This is a genomic window from Kitasatospora sp. NPDC059973, assembly GCF_042737525.1.
Classification (GTDB): Bacteria; Actinomycetota; Actinomycetes; order Streptomycetales; family Streptomycetaceae; genus Kitasatospora.
In genome coordinates this window covers 12,668-32,881 of sequence record NZ_JBHWUI010000031.1, presented here as the reverse complement: position 1 = coordinate 32,881, position 20,214 = coordinate 12,668, and the positions used below count along the sequence as shown (strand labels likewise).

Below are 20,214 nucleotides of genomic sequence, written 5' to 3'. Positions count from 1 at the left end.
ATGGCGCAGGCGTGCGTACGGCCGGAGTGCACCGGCGACGGGACGATCGACGCGGACGGCTACTGCGACGAGTGCGGGCTCGCCCCGGCGGGCGCCGCCCCGACGGGCTCCCCCTCGACGGGCTCCGCCGCCCCGGTGGGCACCGCCGCGGCGGGCCCCGGCTCGCCCTGCCCCCGGGAGTGCGCCGGCACCATCGACGACGACGGGTACTGCGACGAGTGCGGCCTGACCGCCCCCGGCGGTGACACCGGACTGACCCAGCCGTACGTGCCGTCCGCGCGGGTCGACCCCGACTCGGCGCGCTCCTCCCGGACCGGCTCGTCCCGCTCGCTGTCCGGCCGCTCCCGCTCGCACCGCTCCACCCGGACCGGCAGCGGCCGTTCGGTCTCGGTGCGCAGCAGCCGGGGCAGCGTCAGCGCGGGCACCCGCCACCGGCTCGGCGCCGGTCTGGTGACGGTGCCGACCGTGCCGGCGGCCGATCCGACGGCGGCGGTGCTGGCCGACCCGGAGGTGCCGGAGCGCAAGCGGTTCTGCTCCAAGTGCGAGACCCCGGTGGGCCGGGAGAAGAACGGCCGGCCGGGGCGGCCCGACGGCTTCTGCACCAAGTGCGGCACGCCGTACTCGTTCACGCCCAAGCTCCGCCGGGGGGACCTGGTCGGCGGGCAGTACGAGGTGGTCGGCTGCCTGGCGCACGGCGGGCTCGGCTGGATCTACCTCGCCATCGACCGGCGGGTCAACGACAAGTGGGTGGTCCTCAAGGGCCTGCTGGACACCGGGGACGAGGACGCGCTCGCGGTGGCCGTGGCCGAGCGGCGCTTCCTCGCCGAGGTGGACCACCCCAACATCGTCCGCATCATCAACTTCGCCGAGCACCCGGACCTGCGCACCGGCTCCACCGACGGCTACATCGTGATGGAGTACGTCGGCGGCAAGTCGCTCAAGGACATCGCCAACGAGCGCCGGGCGCCGGACGGCCGGCGGCTGCCGCTGCCGGTGGAACAGGGCATCGCGTACGCGCTGGAGGCGCTGCCGGCGCTCGGGTACCTGCACAGCCGGGGCCTGGTCTACTGCGACTTCAAGATCGACAACGTGATCCAGAGCGGCGACGCGCTCAAGATCATCGACATGGGCGCCGTCCGCCGCCTCGACGACGACGGCCCGATCTACGGCACCATCGGCTACCAGGCCCCGGAGATCGCCACCGACGGCCCCTCCCCCGCCTCCGACCTCTACACGGTGGCCCGCACGCTGGCCGTGCTCACCTTCGACTTCCAGGGCTACAGCACCACCTACCGGGAGAGCCTGCCCGGGCCGGAGTCGGTGCCGGCCTTCGCCGAGTACGAGTCCTACTACCGCTTCCTGGTCCGCGCCACCGACCCGGACCCGGCCCGCCGCTTCGGCTCCGCCGAGGAGATGGCCGACCAGCTCACCGGCGTGCTCCGCGAGGTGCTGGCGCTCCAGGACCAGCGGCCCCGCCCCGCCCTCTCCACCCTCTTCGGTCCGGAACTGCGGGTGGTCGACACCGATCTGGTGCTCCCCGCGGTGCGCCGCGGCGAGCTGCGGGTGACCGCGCTGGACCCGGCCGCCGCCGCCCTGGCGCTGCCCGTCCCCCGGGTCGACCCGAACGACCCGAACGCGGGCTTCCTGGCCGCCCTGCTGGCCGCCGACCCGGCGGAGGCACTCGCCGCGCTGGCCGGCGCCCCCGCCGTCTCCACCGAGCGCCGGCTGCGCGAACTGCGCGCCCACCTGGAACTGCGCAGCCGCGCCGACGCCGACCGGATGCTCGCCGCCCTGGAGAAGGACCACCCGGACGACTGGCGGGTGGTCTGGTACCGCGGCCTCGTCGCCCTGGTCGACTCCGTCAGCGGCTCCTCCGGTCCCGGGTCCCCCGGCGAACCCGACGAGGCGAGGCTGCGGGCCGCCGCCGAGGCCTTCGACGCCGTCTACGACGCCTTCCCCGGCGAGTCCGCCCCGAAGCTCGCCCTCGCCATCTGCGCCGAACTGCTCGGCGACGGCGGCGACGCGGCCGAGTTCTACCGCCTGGTGTGGACGACCGACCAGGCCTACCTCAGCGCCGCCTTCGGCCTGGCCCGGGTCCGCCTCGCCGACGGGGACCGCCCCGGCGCCGTCCGGGCGCTGGAGTCGGTACCGGCCACCTCCAGCCAGTTCACCGCCGCCCGGATCGCCGCCGTCCGGGCCCGGCTGCGCGGACGGCCCGCCACCGACCCGCTCGGCGCCGACCTCGGCGCGTGCTCCGAGCAGTTGACCGCCCTGCGGCTCGACGACCGGACCCGCGAGGAGCTCTCCGTCGAGGTGCTCGACAGCGCGCTCGGCTGGGTGTCCGCCGGCTCGCCCGGCGGCGCCGGGCAGGCGGGCGGGACGGCGGGTGTGACGGCCGGGGCGAGCGGGGCGGACGGGACCGGTGGGACCGCGACGACCGGCGAGGTCACCGTCCTCGGACGGCCGGCCGCCGACCGGGAACTGCGGCTCGCACTGGAACAGTCCTACCGGGTACTCGCCCGGTTGGCCGACCGGGCCGAGATCAGGATCGAGATGGTGGAGCGGGCCAACCGCGCCCGCCCCAGAACGTGGGTGTAGCAATGCCGCAGCAGACCGTGTGCCAGAGCTGTTCCGAGCCGCTGGACCAGGAGGACGCGTACTGCGGCTCCTGCGGGGCGAGCCGGAACGGCCGTCCGGCTCCGGGCGCGATGCCCGCGAGCTGGTCCGCCGCCCAGGGCGCCGGCGGGGCGGACCACGCGCCGACCGTGCCGGTGCCGGTGGTCCCCGCCGCCGCGCCCGGAGCGGCGGTGCCCGCCCAGGGCGGGCCCGGCTGCGTGCACTGCGGCCTGCCGCAGGTCACCTCCGACGGCTACTGCGAGGCCTGCGGGGGCGCCCAGCCGCGCCCGCGCGACCACATGGAGAAGGCTCTCGGGGGCGTCGCCGGGGTCAGCGACCGCGGTCTGCGCCACCACCGCAACGAGGACTCCTTCACCGTCGCCGCCACCTCGCTGCCCGGTGGCGAGCCGGTCGTGGTGGCCGTGGTCTGCGACGGGGTCTCCTCCTCCGACCGGCCCGACCAGGCCTCCGAGACCGCCGTCGACGCGGCGTCGGAATCCCTGCTGACCGCGCTGGAGGCCGGCCGCGACCCCGAGGCCGCGATGCGCGACGCGATCGCCGACGCGGCCGCCGCCGTCGCCGCGCTCGCCGAGGACGGCGGCGCACCCGCCCGGCCCGACGTCAACGCACCGGCCTGCACCTACGTCAGCGCCATAGCCTCCGGCGGCCGGGTCACCATCGGCTGGGTCGGCGACACCCGGGCGTACTGGATCCCGGACGACCGGGTCGCCGCCGAGCCGTTCCGGCTCACCCAGGACGACTCCTGGGCCGCCCGGATGGTCGAGGCCGGGCTGATGGGCGAGGCCGAGGCCTACGCGGACCCGCGCGCCCACGCCATCACCGGCTGGCTCGGCGCGGACGCCGAGGAGGTCGTCCCGCACACCCTGGACTTCACCCCGCACGTCCCCGGCGTGCTGCTGATCTGCACCGACGGCCTCTGGAACTACGCCGAGGCCGCCACCGACCTCGCGTTCTACGTGCGCCAGGACGCCCGGACCGAGCCGCTCGCCGCCGCCCGGACGCTGGTGAAGTTCGCGGTCGCGGCCGGCGGGCACGACAACATCACCGTCGCCGTGCTGCCGATCGACCCGCCGACCGGTCTGGCCGGTGCGGCGTGGCCGGACGCCGAGGACGAGCGCACCGCCACCGCCCTGGACCTGCCGGTGCTCCGCCCGGCCGCCGCCCCCGTCGGCGGACCGGCGGACGACGAGGAGGACCACGACCCGACGCTGCCGGACCTGCCGGTGATCGGCTCGCCCGCCGCGCCCCTGCCGCCGGCCCCGCCGGCTCCCCCCGCGCGGCCCGGCGTCCCGCCGCGCCCGCCGCAGCCGCCGCTGGGCTGACGCCCTGCCGCGGCCCGCCCCACCGACCGTTCGCACCATCCGACCACCCGACGGGAGCCACCGGCCCATGGCAACACTGGCTAAGCCGAACCTGCCCAGGTTCGACGTGGAGATCTTCCAGAACGCGTTCCTCGCCGACGGCGCCCGCGAGGTGAACGCCATCGTCACCGTCACCGCGACCGGCGGCGGCACCTCCGGCGGCCGGCCGCTCGGGGTGACCGACAGCGGGCCGCTGGACGCGGGAGCGCACTCCGCCGCCGTGGTGATCATGGTGGACTGCTCCGGCTCGATGGACTACCCGGCCAGCAAGATGCGCGGCGCCCGGGAGGCCACCGCCGCCGCCATCGACACCGTCCGCGACGGCGTCGCCTTCGCCGTGGTGGCCGGCACCCACGAGGCCCGGGAGATCTTCCCCGGCGACGGCGGCCTCGCGACCGCCTCGCCGGCCACCCGGGCCCAGGCCAAGGAGGCGCTGCGCCGGCTCAGCGCGGCCGGGGGCACCGCCATGAGCACCTGGCTCGCCAAGGCCGACGCGCTCTTCCTGACCCGCCGTGACATCGCCATCCGGCACGCCATCCTGCTCACCGACGGCAAGAACGAGCACGAGTCGGCGGCCGACCTGGAGCGCGTGATCGAGCGCGTCACCGGCCACTTCACCGCCGACTGCCGCGGCGTCGGCACCGACTGGCGGGTGGACGAACTGCGCCGGATCTCCTCCGCGCTGCTCGGCACCGTCGACATCGTCGCCGAACCGTCCGGCCTCGCCGAGGACTTCCGCTCCATGATGGAGGGCGCCATGGGCAAGCAGGTCGCCGACGTCGCGCTGCGGATCTGGACGCCGGCCAACGCCGTGGTGACCTTCGTCAAGCAGGTCGCCCCCACCGTGGAGGACCTCACCGGCCGCCGCACCGAGGCCGGGCCGCGGGCCGGCGACTACCCGACCGGCTCCTGGGGGGACGAGAGCCGCGACTACCACGTCTGCGTGGAGGTCCCGGCCGCCGCCGTCGGCAACGAGATGCTCGCCGCCCGGATCAGCCTCGTCCTGCCGCCGCAGACCGGGAGCACCCCCGAGGTGCTGTCGCAGGGCCTGGTCAAGGCGGTCTGGACGGACGACCTGGCCTCGTCCACCCGGATCAGCCCGCAGGTCGCCCACTACACCGGGCAGGCCGAGCTGGCCTCCTCGATCCAGGAGGGCCTGGAGGCGCACCGCGCCGGGGACGTCGACCGCGCCACCGCCAAGCTCGGCGCCGCCGTCCGGATCGCCCACGCGACCGGGAACGAGGGCACCTTCAAGCTGCTGCAGAAGGTGGTGGACGTGGTCGACCCGAAGGAGGGTACGGTTCGGTTCCGTAAGAATGTGAGTGAGGCCGACTCGATGACCCTTGAGACCCGGTCGACCAAAACCGTCCGTGTGAAGAAATGACCGCTGAAGTACCGGTGGGGCCGCGGCCCGGCCGGACGCTGCCCCAGCTGGCTGGAAATCGAGGGGGGACCTGATGCCGATCTGCCCGAGGGGGCACGAGTCGCAGGCCGAGGACTGGTGCGACTTCTGCGGCTTTCCGATGACACCGCCACCGCCGATCCCGCCGCCGCCCGGCACCCATCCGGGCGCGCCAGGGGCACCGGCGGCGCACGGTGGTCACGGCGGGCACGACGGTTTCGGCGGGCAGGGGGCGCACGGCGGGCAGGGGTACCCCGGCCACGGCGGCGCGCCGTTCGGCGGGCCGGTGCAGCCGCGCCCCGAGCAGCCGGGCCCGGGCGCCGTCCCGCCGGGCGCGCAGGGCTTCCCGGACCTCACCGAGGGCCTGGTGGTCTGCCCGATCTGCCGGAGCCCGCAGACCGGCCGGTTCTGCGAGGAGTGCGGGTACGACTACGACCTCTCCTCGCCCTCGCGGCGCCAGCCCCCGCCGACCGGCGGGGCACCGGCGGGCGGGCCCGGACCCGACCCGCTGAACATCCCGGCGGCGTACGGCGGTCCCCAGCCGCCGGCCCAGCAGCCGCAGCCGCCGCACGCCCAGCAGCAGCGGCCCGCCTACGGCTACCCGCAGCTCGGCGGCGAGCCGTACCAGGAGGCACGGCACCAGGAGGCACGGCACCAGGAGCCGGCGTACCAGGAGCAGCCCTACCAGGAGGCCCCGTACCAGGAGTCCGGCTACCAGGAGCAGCAGCCCTACCAGGAGCGGCCGCGCGAGGACTCCGGTCCGGTCTACGCCCAGCCCGGTCCGAACGGGCGCGGCGCCGAGTTCGGCACCTCGTTCAACCTGGCCCCGCCGGTCCTGCCGCAGCCGCCGCAGGCCCCGCAGCAGGTCCAGCAGCAGGCTCCGCAGCAGCACCCGCACGGCCAGCAGGTCCCGCAGCCGCCCCAGCCCGCCCCGCAGCCGGAGCAGGCCCAGCAGCAGGCGCACCAGCCGCCGTACCAGGGCGCGCAGCCCGAGCCGGTCCGGACCAACTGGATCGCCGTGGTCTCGGCCGACCGCGACTACTTCACCGACATGATGGCCCGCAGCGGTCCGGAGGCCGCGGGTCTCTTCTTCCCCCCGTACTGCCCCGAGCGGCGCATCCCGCTGACCGGCCGCGGCCAGCTGCGGATCGGCCGGCGCAGCCAGCACCGCGGCACCGTGCCGGAGATCGACCTCTCCGTCCCGCCGGAGGACCCGGGCGCCTCGCACCAGCACGCGCTGCTCGCCGAACAGTCGGACGGCAGCTGGGTGCTGGTCGACCAGGACTCCACCAACGGCACCACGATGAACGGCGGCGCCGAGTCGCTCACCCCGCACACCGCCGTCCCGCTGAACGACGGCGACCGGATCCACATCGGGGCGTGGACCACCATCACCCTGCACCGCGCCTGACCCCGGGGTCGGGCCCCTGACGCCCGGGCCCGGGCGGGAGTCTGCTCCCGCCCGGGCCCCTCGGCGTCCGCCACCGCGCGCAGTGGCCCGTCACCCCGTACACGCACGGTCCGAACCCCTGGTCGGGGGCCCGGCGGCCCGGCAAAATGATCTTCAAATCACGTCCGCCCGCTCTCCCCAGCACCCCCCGTGTACCCCTACGCTCAGGCCACATGACTGCAGCTATATCCGCCGACGGAATCCGTCAGCGGTACGGGGATGTGCAGGCCGTCGACGGGGTGTCCCTCACCGTCGAGGTCGGCGAGTTCTACGGGATCCTGGGCCCGAACGGCGCCGGGAAAACGACCACACTGGAGATTCTGGAGGGAATCCGGAAGCCCGACGAGGGCCGGATCGAACTGCTGGGGATGGCGCCCTGGCCGCGCAACGCGAAACTGCTGCCGCGGATCGGCGTGCAGTTCCAGGCCTCGGCCTTCTTCAACAAACTGACGGCGCGGGAGACGATCCGCACCTTCGCCTCGTTCTACGGCGTCGGCCCCAAGCGGGCCGACGCGATGCTGGAGCGGGTGGGCCTCACCGAGTCGGCCGGGGTGATGACCGACAAGATGTCCGGCGGCCAGGCCCAGCGCCTCTCGATCGCCTGCGCGCTGGCCCACGACCCGGAGCTGGTCTTCCTGGACGAGCCGACCACCGGTCTCGACCCGCAGGCCCGCCGCAACCTCTGGGACCTCCTGCGGGACATCAACGCCGAGGGCCGCACGGTCGTGCTGACCACCCACTACCTGGACGAGGCCGAGGTGCTCTGCGACCGCGTCTCGGTGATGGACCACGGCAAGGTCCTGCGCACCGGCGCCCCGGCCGCGCTGGTCCGCGAGATCGACGACACCGTGCGGATCAGCGTGGAGTCGGGGCTGCTGACCGTCGAGCGGGTGCGTGACCTGCTCGACGCGACCGGCGCCGAGATCGCCTCGGTCGAGGACGACGGCGTCTCGCTCTCGGTCTCGACCCGCCTCCCGGCCCCGGTGCTCGCCGTGCTGGCCGAGCAGAACGCGCTGCGCGGACTCGAAGTCCGCGGCGCCACCCTGGAGGACGTCTTCCTCCAGCTCACCGGACGGGAGTACCGCGCATGAGCGCCGAACGCACGCGGGACGCGGCCGTTCCGGCCCAGCGCACGCCCGAACCCGCCGGCGCGCCCGCCGGGCAGCCGGAGCGCGAGCGGGTGAGCGCGTTCGCCAGCCTCTCGCGGGTGATGGTGGTCGCCTTCCTCCGGGACCGCACCGCCGTCTTCTTCGTGATCCTCTTCCCCCTGATGTTCCTGCTGCTGTTCGGCACCCTGCTCAAGGGCGCGACCAGCCCGCACGCCAAGGTGGCGCAGGTCGGCGCGGTCCAGGTGCTGGACTCGGTGCAGGGCGACGGCCGGGCCGCGCTGGAGAAGGTCCTCACGATCAGCCGCGGCGACGACGAGGCCGCCGCGCTGGAGAAGGTCCGCAAGGGCGACCTGGACGCGATGATCAAGGAGGGCCCGGACGGCAAGGTGGTGCTGCGCTTCAGCGCCGCCGACCAGGTCCGCGCCGGCTCCGTCCAGGGCATCGTCAACTCGGTCGTCCAGCAGGCCAACCAGGCCGCCAGCGGCAAGCCCGCCGCCTTCGTCCTGGACTCCGGCCAGGTCGAGGACAACTCGCTGAAGCCGATCCAGTTCCTCACCCCCGGCCTGCTCGGCTGGGCGGTGGCCACCGGCGCGGTGTTCGGGGCCTCGCTGACCCTGGTGTCCTGGCGGAAGAAGCAGGTGCTGCGGCGGCTGCGGCTGGCCCCGGTGAGCGCCGGGTCGATCGTGGCCTCCCGGATCGCCGTCTCGGTGCTGACGGCCCTGGTCCAGACCGCCGTCTTCCTGGTGGTCGCCACCATGCCGTTCTTCGGGCTGAAGCTCACCGGCGACTGGTGGCTGATCATCCCGCTGGTGGTCTGCGCCACGATCGCCTTCATGTCGATCGGCCTGCTGGCCGGGTCGCTGGCGAAGACCGAGGAGGCGGCCAACGGCATCTCGCAGATCATCGTGCTGCCGATGTCGTTCCTGTCCGGCTCGTTCTTCCCGACCGATGACATGCCGACCTGGCTGAAGGCCTTCTCCGAGGCGCTGCCGCTCAAGCACCTGGTCACCGCGGCGCAGTCGGTGCTCTCCCGGGGCGGCGGCGTGATGGACGCGCTGCCGACCATGGGCGGGCTGCTGGCGTTCGCCGCCGTGCTCACCGCGATCGCCTGGCGGTTCTTCCGCTGGGAGGACGCCTGAGCCGAACGCCGACGGCGGCGGGGTCGTACGCCCCCGGTCCTGGTCCCCAGGTCCCGGTGTACGGCCCCGCCGCCGTCTGCGACCATGGTCGGGTGAAAGAGATCCGGCGTGGCACGCTCAGCGAGGAGACCTTCTTCGAACAGGTCGGCGGCGAGCCGACCTTCCGGCGACTGGTGCACCGGTTCTACCAGGGCGTCGCGGGGGACGAGTTGCTGCGGCCGATGTACCCCGAGGAGGACCTCGGCCCGGCCGAGGAGCGCCTCACGCTCTTCCTGATGCAGTACTGGGGCGGTCCGCGCACCTACAGCGAGCAGCGCGGGCACCCGCGGCTGCGGATGCGGCACGTGCCCTTCCGGGTCGACCGCGCGGCGCACGACGCCTGGCTGAAGCACATGCGGGCCGCGGTGGACGAGCTGGCGCTGCCGGCCGACGCCGAGCGGCAGCTGTGGGACTACCTCACCTACGCCGCCGCCTCGATGGTCAACACCGAGAGCTGACCCGGGCCCCTTCGCCCGGGGCCCCGCGCCCTGGCCCCGCACATCGGGGTCCAGCGCATCGGGGCCCGCACATCGGGGTCCAGCGCACCGGGCCCCGCGCATCGGGGTCTAGCGCATCGGGCTGAGCCCGAGCCCGGCCCCGGGCGCCGCCGCGGTCCGCACCGCCACCGACCCCGCCGGGGCGCTCAACCGCAGCCAGCCACCGGCGCGGTGCACGGTCAGCGGCGCACCCGGCTTGAGGAACCCGATCACATAGGCCGCGTGCGCGGCGCGCAGCGGCAGCTCGGGAAGGGCGCCCACCGGCCGGGACCAGATCTCGTCGGCCAGCCCGTCCAGCACCGCACGGGTCCGGTGGTGCGCCGGGACGGCCTCGCTGCGCTCACGGAACTCCCGTACCCCGGCCATCAGTTCGGGGTACACCTCGGCCACCGGCGGCTCGCCGACCGGGCGCCAGCCGGAGCGCGGCGGCAACAGGCCGGCCCAGGCCGGACCGGTCACGGGCACGGGCAGCTCCACGGTGTTCCCGGCACTGTCCAGGCCGTCCAGCAACTGCCCCGCCGAGACCGTGCGGTCGGCCGGCCCGACCGGCCCGGCGAGCCGCGCGGTCCGGACCGCCAGCGCGCCGGAGCTCCCCAGCGGCAGCCGGCCGAAGACGGCCAGCACGCCGTCGCCGCCGGCCTGCTTCGCCACCGCCTGCAGGCGCACCGCCGCCGCCCGGTCGAAGCGCAGCAGACGGACCAGGAAGGCGCCCAGGTCGGCGGCCTCCCCGGCGTCGGCGAGGGCGAGGGCGGCGGTGGGGGTCAACGCGCTTCAGCTCGAATCCGTGCATCGGTGATGGGTGGTGGTCCGGGCCGGGGGCTCAGGCCGCCGCGGCGTCCAGGCTGCGTCCGTCCCGGCTGTGCCCGTCCGCGCCGCGGTCGTCGTCCGTGAAGCGGCCCAGGAACTCCCGCTCCACCGGGCTGATCCGGCGCGGGCGGCCCTCGGCCAGGTCGTAGGGGACGACCACGGTGGACGCCCGGACGTACACCGTCTCGGTGCCGTCCTCGGCGGTGTCCTTGATCTCGTACGACACGGTCAGCGAGGCGCCGCCGATCTTGGTGACCCAGGTCTCGATGGTGACCGGCTCGGGCCGGTGCACCAGCGGGCGCTTGTAGTCGATCTCGTGGCGGGCCACCACCGAGCCGCCCGCGAACTCCCCCGCACCGGCCGCGGCGGCCTGGGTGAACATGAAGTCGATCCGGGCCTCCTCCAGGTAGCGCAGGAAGACCACGTTGTTGACGTGCCCGAAGGCGTCCATGTCGGACCAACGCAGCGGACAGGCGTAGATGTGGCGTGCCACGGGTGTTCTCCTCGATGTCCGGTGACCCGCCGGCGGTGACGGCCGGTGGGCCGCGGCCCGGCAGGCCGCCCCCCCGGGGGGCAGTCTGCCGGGCCGTTGTGACAGCTGGGTGTCAGCCTCGGGTCAGCTTCTTGTAGGTGGCCCGGTGCGGACGGGCCGCGTCGGCGCCCAGCCGCTCGATCTTGTTCTTCTCGTACGACTCGAAGTTGCCCTCGAACCAGAACCACTTGCTCTCGCCCTCGTAGGCGAGGATGTGGGTGGCCACCCGGTCCAGGAACCAGCGGTCGTGGGAGATGACCACGGCGCAGCCGGGGAACTCCAGCAGCGCGTTCTCCAGCGAGGAGAGGGTCTCGACGTCCAGGTCGTTGGTGGGCTCGTCGAGGAGCAGCAGGTTGCCGCCCTGCTTGAGGGTGAGCGCCAGGTTCAGGCGGTTGCGCTCACCGCCGGAGAGCACGCCGGCCGGCTTCTGCTGGTCCGGGCCCTTGAAGCCGAACGCCGAGACGTAGGCGCGGGACGGCATCTCGACCTGGCCGACGTTGATCCAGTCCAGGCCGTCGGAGACGACCTCCCAGAGCGTCTTCTTCGGGTCGATGTTGGCGCGGCTCTGGTCGACGTAGCTGATCTTGACGGTGTCGCCGACCTTGACGGTGCCGGAGTCCGGGGTCTCCATGTCCTGCAGCATCTTGAACAGCGTCGTCTTGCCGGCGCCGTTGGGGCCGATGATGCCGACGATGCCGTTGCGCGGCAGGGTGAAGCTCAGGTCGTCGATCAGGACCTTCTCGCCGAAGGCCTTGTTGAGGTTCTCGACCTCGATGACGATGCTGCCCAGACGCGGGCCCGGCGGGATCTGGATCTCCTCGAAGTCCAGCTTCCGCATCTTGTCGGCCTCGGCCGCCATCTCCTCGTAGCGGGCCAGACGCGCCTTGGACTTCGCCTGACGGCCCTTGGCGTTGGAGCGGACCCACTCCAGCTCCTCGCGGAGCCGCTTGGCGCGCTTGGCGTCCTTCTGGCCCTCGACCTTGAGGCGCGACTGCTTGCTCTCCAGGTAGGTGGAGTAGTTGCCCTCGTAGCCGATCGCGCGGCCGCGGTCGAGCTCCAGGATCCAGCCGGCCACGTTGTCCAGGAAGTACCGGTCGTGGGTGACGGCGACGACGGTGCCGGCGTACTTGGCCAGGTGCTGCTCCAGCCAGTTCACCGACTCGGCGTCCAGGTGGTTGGTGGGCTCGTCGAGCAGCAGCAGGTCGGGGGCCTCCAGCAGCAGCTTGCAGAGCGCCACGCGGCGCTTCTCGCCACCGGAGAGCTTGGTGACCGGCCAGTCGCCGGGCGGGCAGCCCAGCGCGTCCATGGCCTGCTCCAGCTGGGCTTCGAGGTCCCAGGCGTTGGCGTGGTCCAGGTCCTCCTGGAGCTTGCCCATCTCGTCGAGCAGCGCGTCCGAGTAGTCGGTGGCCATCAGCTCGGCGATCTCGTTGAAGCGGTTGAGCTTCCCCTTGATCTCCTTGACGCCGTCCTCGACGTTCTCCAGAACGGTCTTGGTCTCGTCGAGCGGCGGCTCCTGGAGCAGCATGCCGACGGTGAACCCGGGCGAGAGGAAGGCGTCGCCGTTGGACGGCTGCTCCAGGCCGGCCATCATCTTCAGCACGGTGGACTTACCCGCGCCGTTGGGGCCCACGACGCCGATCTTCGCCCCGGGGAGGAAGCTGAGCGTCACGTCGTCAAGGATGACCTTGTCTCCGTGCGCCTTGCGTACCTTGCGCATCGTGTAGATGTATTCCGCCACGTGAGATCGCTCCGGCGTCGTCGGGAGTAATTCGGCTTGCAGCCTTCCATTGTGCCGCACCCGGCCGAGAGCCCGAACCGCCAGCCTTGCCCCACTGGGGTATCCCGTCCCGGACGCCCGCGCCGGCCCGGCCACCACCGTCCGGCGCGGCCCCGCCGGACGCACCGCGGCCCGGCTCCCCGCAGCGAGTGCGGGGGACCGGGCCGGGTGGTGGGCGCCCGCCCTGCCGGAGCAGGTCGGGCGCCCTTCACTGCGTTCAGTACTACTTCAGTACCGGTGCGGCGCTGCCTCAGGCGGCGCTGCGACCGTGGCGACCGCGACGGCGCAGGACGAAGACCGCGGCACCGCCGGCCACGACCAGGCCACCGGCGACGGCGGCGAGGATCGGGGTGGCGTCGTTACCACCGGTGGCGGCCAGGCCGCCCGTGGTGCCGGGAGCCGGGCTGCTGGCGGCCGGGGCCGGGTGCGCCGAGGAGCTGGACGGAGCGGCGGTCGGCGTACCGGTACCGCTCGGGGTCGGCGTGGCCGTGGCCGTGGCGCTGGTGCCGGCCGACGGGGTGGCGGTCGGCGTGGTCACGCTGGTGACCTTGCAGTCCAGGATGCCCTTGAACTCCTTGGTGAAGCCGTTCGGGCCGGTCACCTTGATGTCGTAGGCGGTGTCCTCGTTGACCGGGACCAGCACGCTCTCCATCTTGCCGGGCTGGACGGTGACCGTCTTGCCCGGTGCGACGGTCACGGAGGCCGCCTCGTCGCCGCCGTTGGCGACGTTGACGCGGACGCCGTTGGAGTCGCACTCGACCTGGGCGTTGCTGTCCAGCAGCGGGCCCTTGCCGGCCTTCCACGCGGCCTTGGCCGCGTCCACCACGCTGAGCTTGGTGGAGCCGGCCAGGATCATGGTCTGGCTGTGCTTCTCGGGGGTGTAGCCCTTGCTCAGGAAGACCCGGCCGTTGGGCACGACGGTCTCGGCCGAGGCCGTCACCGTGGCCGTGCCGTCCGGGGTGCCGGCCGGCACGTCCAGGAACAGCTGGGTGTCCTTGGCGACCGGGCCGGTCAGGCCGGTGACCGGCTTGCCGTCCTTGTCGACCAGCTTCGCCTTGTCCGCGGCGTCGCCGGAGAGCGCGAGCTTCACCTCGGAGGCGCTGGTGTTGATGGTGAACGGACCGAGCTTGTTGCCCGGCTTGCCCGACACCGAGTCCGGCGTGAGGCTCAGCGAGGGCTTGGGCTCGGCCGCGATGCCCTTGTTGGCGTCGCTGACCAGGTAGTCGCGCAGCTTCTTGGCCTGCGCGTCGACCGGGGTGGCGTTCTTGCCGTCGGAGAACTTCCAGATCGCGGCCTGGGTGCCCGCGGCGGCGTCGTCGGCGGTGAGCTGACCGTCCTTGATGCCGGCCGCGTCGGCCAGCTTCTTGAGGTCGGTGACCTGCGGGTAGGAGTTCTCCAGGATCCAACGGATCTTGGCGGCGTCCTGAGCCTTCTCCTTGCGGCCGAGCGAGCTCGACTTCCAGTCCGACTCCTGGTACTCGACCTTGCTCTCGATGTTGACCGGGTGGTCGATGTCGATGCAGTACGTACGAAGCTCGCCGTTGGCCGTCTTGAGGGTGAACAGACCGCCCTGAACGGAGTGACCGCCCTCGATGGCGATCTCCTCGCTCTGCATGGTCGGCTGGATCACCGCCGTGACGCCCGCACCCGGTGCGTCGGCCGCAGCCGCCGCACCGGCTGCGAGCAGGCTCCCACCCAGCGCTACGCTGGTCGTGAGCATGACAGTGGTTATGCGCGGAAGACTCCGCCCCTGCCTCTGGAACATCTGGGATCCCTCCGGGCCGGGCCATGCCGATGGGCTGCCCGCCTTGCATTGCCGCGCCCCCTGTGGCGCCGCTGCACGTGTGTGAACCAGACGAATCCTATTGAGCCAGGGAGGCGCGCAAACCCCCATGCGAAATCAGGACGATTCCGTATCTGTATCGTTATCAATGCTCCCATCATCCACACAAGCTGACGATCAGCCAGAAACTCCCGATCTTTCACTTAACCGGTCCGGTGTTTGCACGCGCGGGCACAACAACCGTCTCGATCAACATATTTGTCGACAGTTGAGACCGGTCGGCGGTCAGACCGAAGAAGCCAGGGCGTCACTCTCCGTTCCCCCGCCGTCCACCCGCGCCCCGACCCCGGCGGCCGCCAACAGGGGTGCCACCGGCGGGCCGACCGCCGCCCTCCGCGCCTGCAGTGCGTCCGCGATCCAGCCCGGTACCGCCTCGCCCACGGACACCTCCCGACCCTCGGCCGGCTGCGCCCGCGAGGCCGCACCCCACGTGAAGACGGCGGTGCCACGACTGAGGTCGTGCCCGACCGACCGGGCGTCGATCTCGACCCTGCTGCGCCGCGCCTCACCGTCCATCCACTCCCGGACCCTCAACCGCCCGCTCACCACCACCGGATCACCCTTCGACAGCGAGCCGATCAGATGAGCCGCCAGCGCCCGCCAGGCCGTCACCGTCACCCACTGCGTCTCGCCGTCCACCCAGGCCTCCCGCAGCCGGTCGTACCGGCGCTCCGTCGACGCCAGCCGGAAGTTGGCCACCGCCACCCCGTCCGCCGTCCGCGTGCAGCTCACCTCGGTCGCGACATTGCCGATGACCGTCACCTGGGTCTCGTTCACAGAACACGCTCCGTTCTCCCGGATGCACCGTACGGAATCGACCGGCGCGAGTTGAGAGTGCGCTTCCCGGGAAATCCGCACCAGGCAGATCGGAAATCCTGTGGACAAGTCGGCCCTGTGGAAAACCGGTGTCACTCACAGGGGTGAATTTCGGCCCTTCCGGTCCTACTTTCGGCCTGACCTCTACGCGGCCATGACAACAAACGCCCCGCTTCCCGCCACACCCGCGCACCCCCAGGGGTGGCCTGCCCGGCCGTCCGCCCACGTCATCCGACCGAACGAACCCGAATACGGCCCCCCACCCGCGCCGAGACCGGTAGTTTCTCCGTGCCGAATCCATAACGGGTGGGGCGGCAGCCCCGTAACGACTGCACAACGTCCGGCGCCGAAGCGGGCCAGACCGCTGCACGCACGGCCGTCACCTGCGATTATCGGACCGCTCCACCGAAGCCGACACACCCGCGACGGTGTTGTTACACCCGGCCGAGGTTCTGGACACCCTTATCCTGTCCCCGACAGGGCAAGGCCCCGCCAACCCCCACCCCACCCTCAGGCAGGGGCCGGACAGCGGGCGCCCCGCGCGCTCGTCGCCCGATCCCGGCAACGGTCACGCCCATCAGGGCGCCGTCCGTCCCGCCCCCATAGCTCAGCGGATAGAGCACCCGCCTTCTAAGCGGTAGGTCGCAGGTTCGAATCCTGCTGGGGGCACCGCACCGAATTCCCGCAGGCCACGCCCTCGGCGAGGGCTTTGCCCGGCCGGGCCGCCGGATAATCCCGTGCACCGAACGCGCATAGCCCGTGACAATGCGTGTCGTGGCGGGGGCGGAAACGACACCGGGGGAAACACCGGTACGAACCGGTCGTACGGCCCGAACGGAAACAACGGGCGAATCAGACAACGCCCCCCGGGGCCGCCACGCCGCTCGCCTCCGGTGCCGATCCGGACGGCGGCCGCGGGCCGTCCCCGGCGCCGCGAAGCCCCGCTCGGCGCCGCTCAGCGCCGCGAAGTCCCGCTCGGCTTCGCTCACCCCTGGCCGGCGGCCGCTCCGGGCAGCCCCGCCAGATAGGCGTCCAGCAACGCCACCTGCCGCTCGGGCGGGAACTCCGCCGGGGCGAACAGCGCCTGCACCACCAGCCCCAGCGCGAAGGCCTGCGCCCCCGCGGCGAGCTGCCCGGCGTCCACGCCGTCCGGCAGCTCCCCCAGCCGCTGCGCGACGGCCACCGACTCGGCCAGCAGCGCCCGCGCCCGCCCGTAGCGGGCCGCGTGCGCGGCGGCCAGCTCCGGGTCGGCCAGCGCGACGTCCCAGGAGCCGACCCAGATCCGGTTGCCGGCCGTGCCGGCCCCGTCCAGCGGGAGGATGTCGAGCAGCGCCGCCCGCAGCCTGGGCAGTCCGGCGGGCGGCGGCGGGCTGCCGTCCGCCGGCGCGGTCCGGCGCGGCCGCTGCTGGGAACGCCGGTCCAGTACGTCGAGGGCGTGTGCCACGAGCGCCCGCTTGTTGGGGAAGTAGTGCGTCAACAAACCGGTGGAGGCGCCCATTTCGGCGGCCACCGCACGCAGCGTCAGCCCCTCGAAGCCGCGTGAGGAGAGCACCCGCCAGACCGCCTCGGAGACGTCCTCGCGGCGGGCTTCATGGTCTCCCCGGGCTGGTGTCATAGGCGGTATGGTACCTACCAAACGTTTGTTATGTATGCCGGAACGGCCGGGCCGCGCCCCGCCCCCACACCCGGCCCCGCCCGAAAGGCCCGCCGATGTTCGCCGTCCCGCTCGCCGACCGTGCCGAACTGCGCCCCCTGGAACCGTGGCAGGCCGCCGAGTTCCTGACCCACATGGACCGCGCCCGCGACCACATGAACCCGTGGATCACCTGGGCCCACCGCTCCACCGACCTGGCGTCGGCCCGCGCCACCCTGCAGGGCTACGCCGACCGGCAGGCCGCCGACGCCGGCCGGCTCTACGGCATCTGGCTGGACGGCACGCTGGTCGGCGGCACGATGTTCGTCTCCTTCGACGCCGTCGCCGGGGTCGCCGAGATCGGCGTCTGGACGGAGCCCGCCGGCGAGGGCCGGGGCCTGGTCGGCGCCGCCGTCCGCCACCTGGTCGACTACGCGTTCACCACCCGCGGCCTGCACCGCCTGGAGTGGCACACCAGCCCGACCAACCTCCGCAGCCGCTCGCTCGCGCAGCGGCTGGGCATGCGGCTGGACGGTGTCATGCGGGAGTCGTACCTGGTCAACGGCGTCCACCAGGACTCCGAGATCTGGTCGCTGCTCGCCCACGAGTGGCAGCCGACCGGCTGACGGCCGTGCACGGCGCGGGGCCCGGTGGACGGTCGTCCACCGGGCGCCGCGCCGCACCACTCCCGCGCCGCACCACTCCCGGCCCGCACCGCGCCCGCCCCGTACCGCTCCCGCTCAGGCGGCCAGCGCCTGCCCCTGCGCCACCGGCTCGGGCACCGGGCGCGGCCGCAGCCGCAGGGCCAGGACGAGGGCCAGCGCCATCACCCCGGCCGCCGAGAGGAACACCACGTCCACCGCGCCGATGAAGCTGTGCACCGCGTGCGTCCGGGCGGCGCCGGTCAGCCGGCCCACCGCACCGAGCGCGGTACCGGGCTCGCCGCTGTCGAAGACCCGGGCCAGCACGGTGCCGAAGAGCGCGGCGCCCAGCGCGCTGCCGAGCGTCTGGAAGAACCGGACACCGGTGGTGGCGACACCCAGCTGGTGGGCCGGGGCGGCCTCCTGGACGACGGTGATGAGGCGGCCGATCAGCTGGCCGAGGCCGAGGCCCAGCAGGACGAGCTCGGCCCGCACCAGCCAGAGCGAGGTGTCCGGGCCGCTCAGCCCGAGCAGCAGCAGGGCGACCGTGGCGCAGGCGGCGCCGGAGGCCAGGATCGCCCGGACCGACCAGCCCCGTGCGGTGAACCGGTTGGCCGCGAGACCGACCGCCGTCATGCCCAGCGCCATCGGGATCAGATAGAGGCTGGCGGAGGTCGCGGCGACCCCGCGGGCCACCTGCAGGTACAGCATCACGTACATGATCGCGCCCATCAGGCCCATGCCGACCAGCCCCTGCACCGCGAAGCCGATCCGGATCTCCGGGATGCGGAACAGCGAGAGCGGCAGGACCGGCTCGGCGGCGGTGGCCTGGCGCCACAGGAAGAGGCCGAGGGCCGCGAGGGTGGCGACGGCCAGACCGAGGATCTCCGGCGACGTCCAGGCGTAGGTCTTGCCGCCCCACTCGGTCACCAGCAGCAGCCCGGTGGCGAACGCGGCCGCCAGGGCGGCGCCCAGGAAGTCCAGGACGCGCCGGCCGGCCGAACGCGGGAGCTTGAGCACGAGCGCGGAGCCGACCAGGACGAGCAGGCCGAGCGGCAGGTTGATGTAGAAGATCCAGCGCCAGTCGAGGTGGTCCGCCAGGAGCGCGCCGATCAGCGGGCCCACGGCCATGCCCGCTCCACCCACGATGCCGCCGGCGCCGCCACCGCCGCCCTTGGCGTCGTCCGGGTCCTTGAGCTGCGCCATCACCACCATCGTCACGCTCATCAGCCCGCCGCCGCCGATGCCCTGGACCGCCCGGAAGGCGATCAGCTCGGTCATCGACTGGGCCGCTCCGCAGAGCGCCGAGCCGAGCAGGAAGACACCGACCGCCCCCAGCAGCGCCCGCTTGGCACCGTAGAGGTCGCAGAGCTTGCCGTAGAGCGGCAGCAGCGCCGTCGCCGCCAGGGCGAAGGCACTCACCAGCCAGGGCAGTCGGTCGACGCCGTGGACGGGGTCGAGGTCCTGGACGATCGGCACGGTGGCGGCCGACACGATGTTCATGTCGAGCACCGCCAGGACGATCGTGATCAGGCAGAGCAGCATGCCCAGCTTGCGCTGGGGCTCCGTCATCAGAGCTGCTGCCGGCGCGGTGGCGGCCATGGGAAGTCCCCCCGGGGATCGCGGAATTCGGGCATTCGGCTACGGACCGGACCGCACCGGACAGTGCGGCTCGGCGGCGCGCCCCCACCATGGCAGGTATTTTTGACTCGGTCAATTGTTCTCTGGAGTCAATGCTTCGTCTCAGTCCATCATTGAGCCCGGTCAATCTTTGATCCTGGTACACTCATGCCATGGCAGAGCGCAGCACGACCCCCGGGCCCGAGGCAGTGGAGGCGGCCGCGGACGCGGCACTGACCCTGCGGGAGCGCAAGAAGCGCCAGACGGCCCGCCGGATCTGGCACAGCGCGATCGCCCTCTTCGCCGAGCGCGGCTTCGACGAGGTGTCGGTCGCCGAGATCGCCGCCGCGGCCGACGTCTCGAAGATGACCGTCTTCAACTATTTCCCGTCCAAGGAAGACCTGGTCATGAGCCCGATGGAGCGGCACACCGGCGAGGCCGCCGAGGCGGTCCGCGACCGTGCCCCGGGCGTCTCGGCGGTGGCCGCGCTGCGCGCCCGGTTCGCGGCGGGCCTGGAGCGGTTCGACCCGGCCACCGGTCTGAGCGACGACCGCTTCGTGCTCGACGTGATCCGCCTGATCCACCGGACACCGGCACTGACCCTGCGCGCGACCACCGCATGGGGCCGGGCGGCGAACGAGCTGCTCGCCGCCGAGCTGCTCGCCCAGGACCCGGCCGGCGACCGGCTCCGGGCCCAGGTCGCGGCCGCCCAGCTGATGAGCGTCCGGCTGGCGCTGACCAACGAGAACCACCGCCGGATGCTGGCCGGCGAACGGGCCGCCGACGTACTGCCGGAGGCCCTGGAGAACGCCCGGCGCAGCTTCGACCTGGCCGAGCACGGCCTCGGCGACTACGGCACCCGGCCCGCCTGACCGTCCGCCGTCGGGCGGCGGACGGTCCGCCCGACGGCG

Annotated in this window: 16 protein-coding genes and 1 tRNA gene; 10 read left to right on the top strand and 7 right to left on the bottom strand. The window is 73.2% G+C overall.

All coding sequences use genetic code 11. The annotated features are described in order from the left end of the window. The 7 genes from ACFWA9_RS11615 (at position 1) to ACFWA9_RS11585 (ending at position 9,595) form a co-directional block, all read left to right on the top strand. The gene (locus ACFWA9_RS11615) at positions 1 to 2,598 is read left to right on the top strand and encodes a tetratricopeptide repeat protein (protein WP_380385832.1); all 2,598 of its coding nucleotides are present in this window, start codon (positions 1 to 3) and stop codon (positions 2,596 to 2,598) included. 2 nt (positions 2,599 to 2,600) lie between these two features. After that, entirely contained in the window at positions 2,601 to 3,959 is a 1,359-nt protein-coding gene (locus ACFWA9_RS11610) for a PP2C family protein-serine/threonine phosphatase (protein ID WP_380385830.1), read from the top strand. A gap of 67 nt (positions 3,960 to 4,026) precedes the next feature. Next, entirely contained in the window at positions 4,027 to 5,382 is a 1,356-nt protein-coding gene (locus tag ACFWA9_RS11605) for a VWA domain-containing protein (protein WP_352293844.1), read from the top strand. A 73-nt stretch (positions 5,383 to 5,455) separates the two neighbouring features. Continuing rightward, positions 5,456 to 6,811 (top strand): FHA domain-containing protein, encoded by a 1,356-nt coding sequence (locus tag ACFWA9_RS11600; protein WP_380385827.1) that lies wholly within the window; start codon positions 5,456 to 5,458, stop codon positions 6,809 to 6,811. Between the two features lie 212 nt (positions 6,812 to 7,023). After that, complete coding sequence (locus ACFWA9_RS11595) at positions 7,024 to 7,941, top strand: ABC transporter ATP-binding protein (RefSeq protein ID WP_352293840.1); 918 nt, start codon at positions 7,024 to 7,026, stop codon at positions 7,939 to 7,941. Beyond that, on the top strand, positions 7,938 to 9,098 hold the full coding sequence (locus tag ACFWA9_RS11590; RefSeq protein WP_380385824.1) for an ABC transporter permease: 1,161 nt from the start codon (positions 7,938 to 7,940) through the stop codon (positions 9,096 to 9,098). The genes ACFWA9_RS11595 and ACFWA9_RS11590 overlap by 4 nt, the downstream gene beginning before the upstream one ends. Before the next feature lie 92 nt (positions 9,099 to 9,190). Continuing rightward, a complete protein-coding gene (locus tag ACFWA9_RS11585; RefSeq protein ID WP_380385821.1) occupies positions 9,191 to 9,595 on the top strand; it encodes a globin in 405 nt (134 codons plus the stop codon). Between the two features lie 108 nt (positions 9,596 to 9,703). On the opposite strand, the gene ACFWA9_RS11580 is transcribed toward ACFWA9_RS11585, so the two are convergent. The 5 genes from ACFWA9_RS11580 to ACFWA9_RS11560 all read right to left on the bottom strand — a co-directional run bounded on the left by ACFWA9_RS11580 (position 9,704) and on the right by ACFWA9_RS11560 (position 15,370). Further along, complete coding sequence (locus ACFWA9_RS11580; protein ID WP_380385818.1) at positions 9,704 to 10,399, bottom strand: hypothetical protein; 696 nt, start codon at positions 10,397 to 10,399, stop codon at positions 9,704 to 9,706. Positions 10,400 to 10,454: 55 nt separating this feature from the next. Then, entirely contained in the window at positions 10,455 to 10,934 is a 480-nt protein-coding gene (locus ACFWA9_RS11575; RefSeq protein ID WP_329489926.1) for a thioesterase family protein, read from the bottom strand. 112 nt (positions 10,935 to 11,046) lie between these two features. Next, on the bottom strand, positions 11,047 to 12,711 hold the full coding sequence (ettA, locus tag ACFWA9_RS11570; protein ID WP_380385815.1) for an energy-dependent translational throttle protein EttA: 1,665 nt from the start codon (positions 12,709 to 12,711) through the stop codon (positions 11,047 to 11,049). A 289-nt stretch (positions 12,712 to 13,000) separates the two neighbouring features. Then, positions 13,001 to 14,470: a Cys-Gln thioester bond-forming surface protein gene (locus ACFWA9_RS11565; protein WP_380385813.1), complete on the bottom strand. Its 1,470-nt coding sequence runs from the start codon at positions 14,468 to 14,470 to the stop codon at positions 13,001 to 13,003. Positions 14,471 to 14,818: 348 nt separating this feature from the next. Then, a complete protein-coding gene (locus tag ACFWA9_RS11560; protein ID WP_380385810.1) occupies positions 14,819 to 15,370 on the bottom strand; it encodes a single-stranded DNA-binding protein in 552 nt (183 codons plus the stop codon). 635 nt (positions 15,371 to 16,005) lie between these two features. Between ACFWA9_RS11560 and ACFWA9_RS11555 the strand changes: the two genes are divergently transcribed. After that, positions 16,006 to 16,078: transfer RNA gene (locus ACFWA9_RS11555), tRNA-Arg, on the top strand. 316 nt (positions 16,079 to 16,394) lie between these two features. On the opposite strand, the gene ACFWA9_RS11550 is transcribed toward ACFWA9_RS11555, so the two are convergent. Next, positions 16,395 to 17,024: a TetR/AcrR family transcriptional regulator gene (locus ACFWA9_RS11550; protein WP_380385807.1), complete on the bottom strand. Its 630-nt coding sequence runs from the start codon at positions 17,022 to 17,024 to the stop codon at positions 16,395 to 16,397. A 95-nt stretch (positions 17,025 to 17,119) separates the two neighbouring features. Here ACFWA9_RS11550 and ACFWA9_RS11545 point away from each other — a divergent pair, with 95 nt between their 5' ends. Beyond that, positions 17,120 to 17,668 carry a GNAT family protein gene (locus ACFWA9_RS11545; protein WP_352293824.1) on the top strand — a complete coding sequence of 183 codons (549 nt, stop codon included), beginning with the start codon at positions 17,120 to 17,122 and terminating at the stop codon, positions 17,666 to 17,668. A gap of 114 nt (positions 17,669 to 17,782) precedes the next feature. Here the strand turns inward: ACFWA9_RS11545 and ACFWA9_RS11540 are convergent, their stop codons facing one another. Next, complete coding sequence (locus tag ACFWA9_RS11540; protein WP_380385804.1) at positions 17,783 to 19,255, bottom strand: MFS transporter; 1,473 nt, start codon at positions 19,253 to 19,255, stop codon at positions 17,783 to 17,785. 221 nt (positions 19,256 to 19,476) lie between these two features. Between ACFWA9_RS11540 and ACFWA9_RS11535 the strand changes: the two genes are divergently transcribed. Continuing rightward, positions 19,477 to 20,175 (top strand): TetR family transcriptional regulator, encoded by a 699-nt coding sequence (locus tag ACFWA9_RS11535; protein ID WP_352297750.1) that lies wholly within the window; start codon positions 19,477 to 19,479, stop codon positions 20,173 to 20,175. Positions 20,176 to 20,214: the final 39 nt, after the last annotated feature.

What these genes read in the sequence shown, in the direction of transcription:
- ACFWA9_RS11540 (WP_380385804.1), bottom strand. Translation starts at nt 19,255, where the DNA reads ATGACGGAGCCCCAGCGCAAGCTGGGCATGCTGCTCTGCCTGATCACG.
- ACFWA9_RS11590 (WP_380385824.1), top strand. Translation starts at nt 7,938, where the DNA reads ATGAGCGCCGAACGCACGCGGGACGCGGCCGTTCCGGCCCAGCGCACG.
- ACFWA9_RS11600 (WP_380385827.1), top strand. Translation starts at nt 5,456, where the DNA reads ATGCCGATCTGCCCGAGGGGGCACGAGTCGCAGGCCGAGGACTGGTGC.
- ACFWA9_RS11615 (WP_380385832.1), top strand. Translation starts at nt 1, where the DNA reads ATGGCGCAGGCGTGCGTACGGCCGGAGTGCACCGGCGACGGGACGATC.
- ACFWA9_RS11535 (WP_352297750.1), top strand. Translation starts at nt 19,477, where the DNA reads ATGGCAGAGCGCAGCACGACCCCCGGGCCCGAGGCAGTGGAGGCGGCC.
- ACFWA9_RS11610 (WP_380385830.1), top strand. Translation starts at nt 2,601, where the DNA reads ATGCCGCAGCAGACCGTGTGCCAGAGCTGTTCCGAGCCGCTGGACCAG.
- ACFWA9_RS11545 (WP_352293824.1), top strand. Translation starts at nt 17,120, where the DNA reads ATGTTCGCCGTCCCGCTCGCCGACCGTGCCGAACTGCGCCCCCTGGAA.
- ACFWA9_RS11565 (WP_380385813.1), bottom strand. Translation starts at nt 14,470, where the DNA reads ATGCTCACGACCAGCGTAGCGCTGGGTGGGAGCCTGCTCGCAGCCGGT.
- ACFWA9_RS11595 (WP_352293840.1), top strand. Translation starts at nt 7,024, where the DNA reads ATGACTGCAGCTATATCCGCCGACGGAATCCGTCAGCGGTACGGGGAT.
- ACFWA9_RS11605 (WP_352293844.1), top strand. Translation starts at nt 4,027, where the DNA reads ATGGCAACACTGGCTAAGCCGAACCTGCCCAGGTTCGACGTGGAGATC.
- ACFWA9_RS11550 (WP_380385807.1), bottom strand. Translation starts at nt 17,024, where the DNA reads ATGACACCAGCCCGGGGAGACCATGAAGCCCGCCGCGAGGACGTCTCC.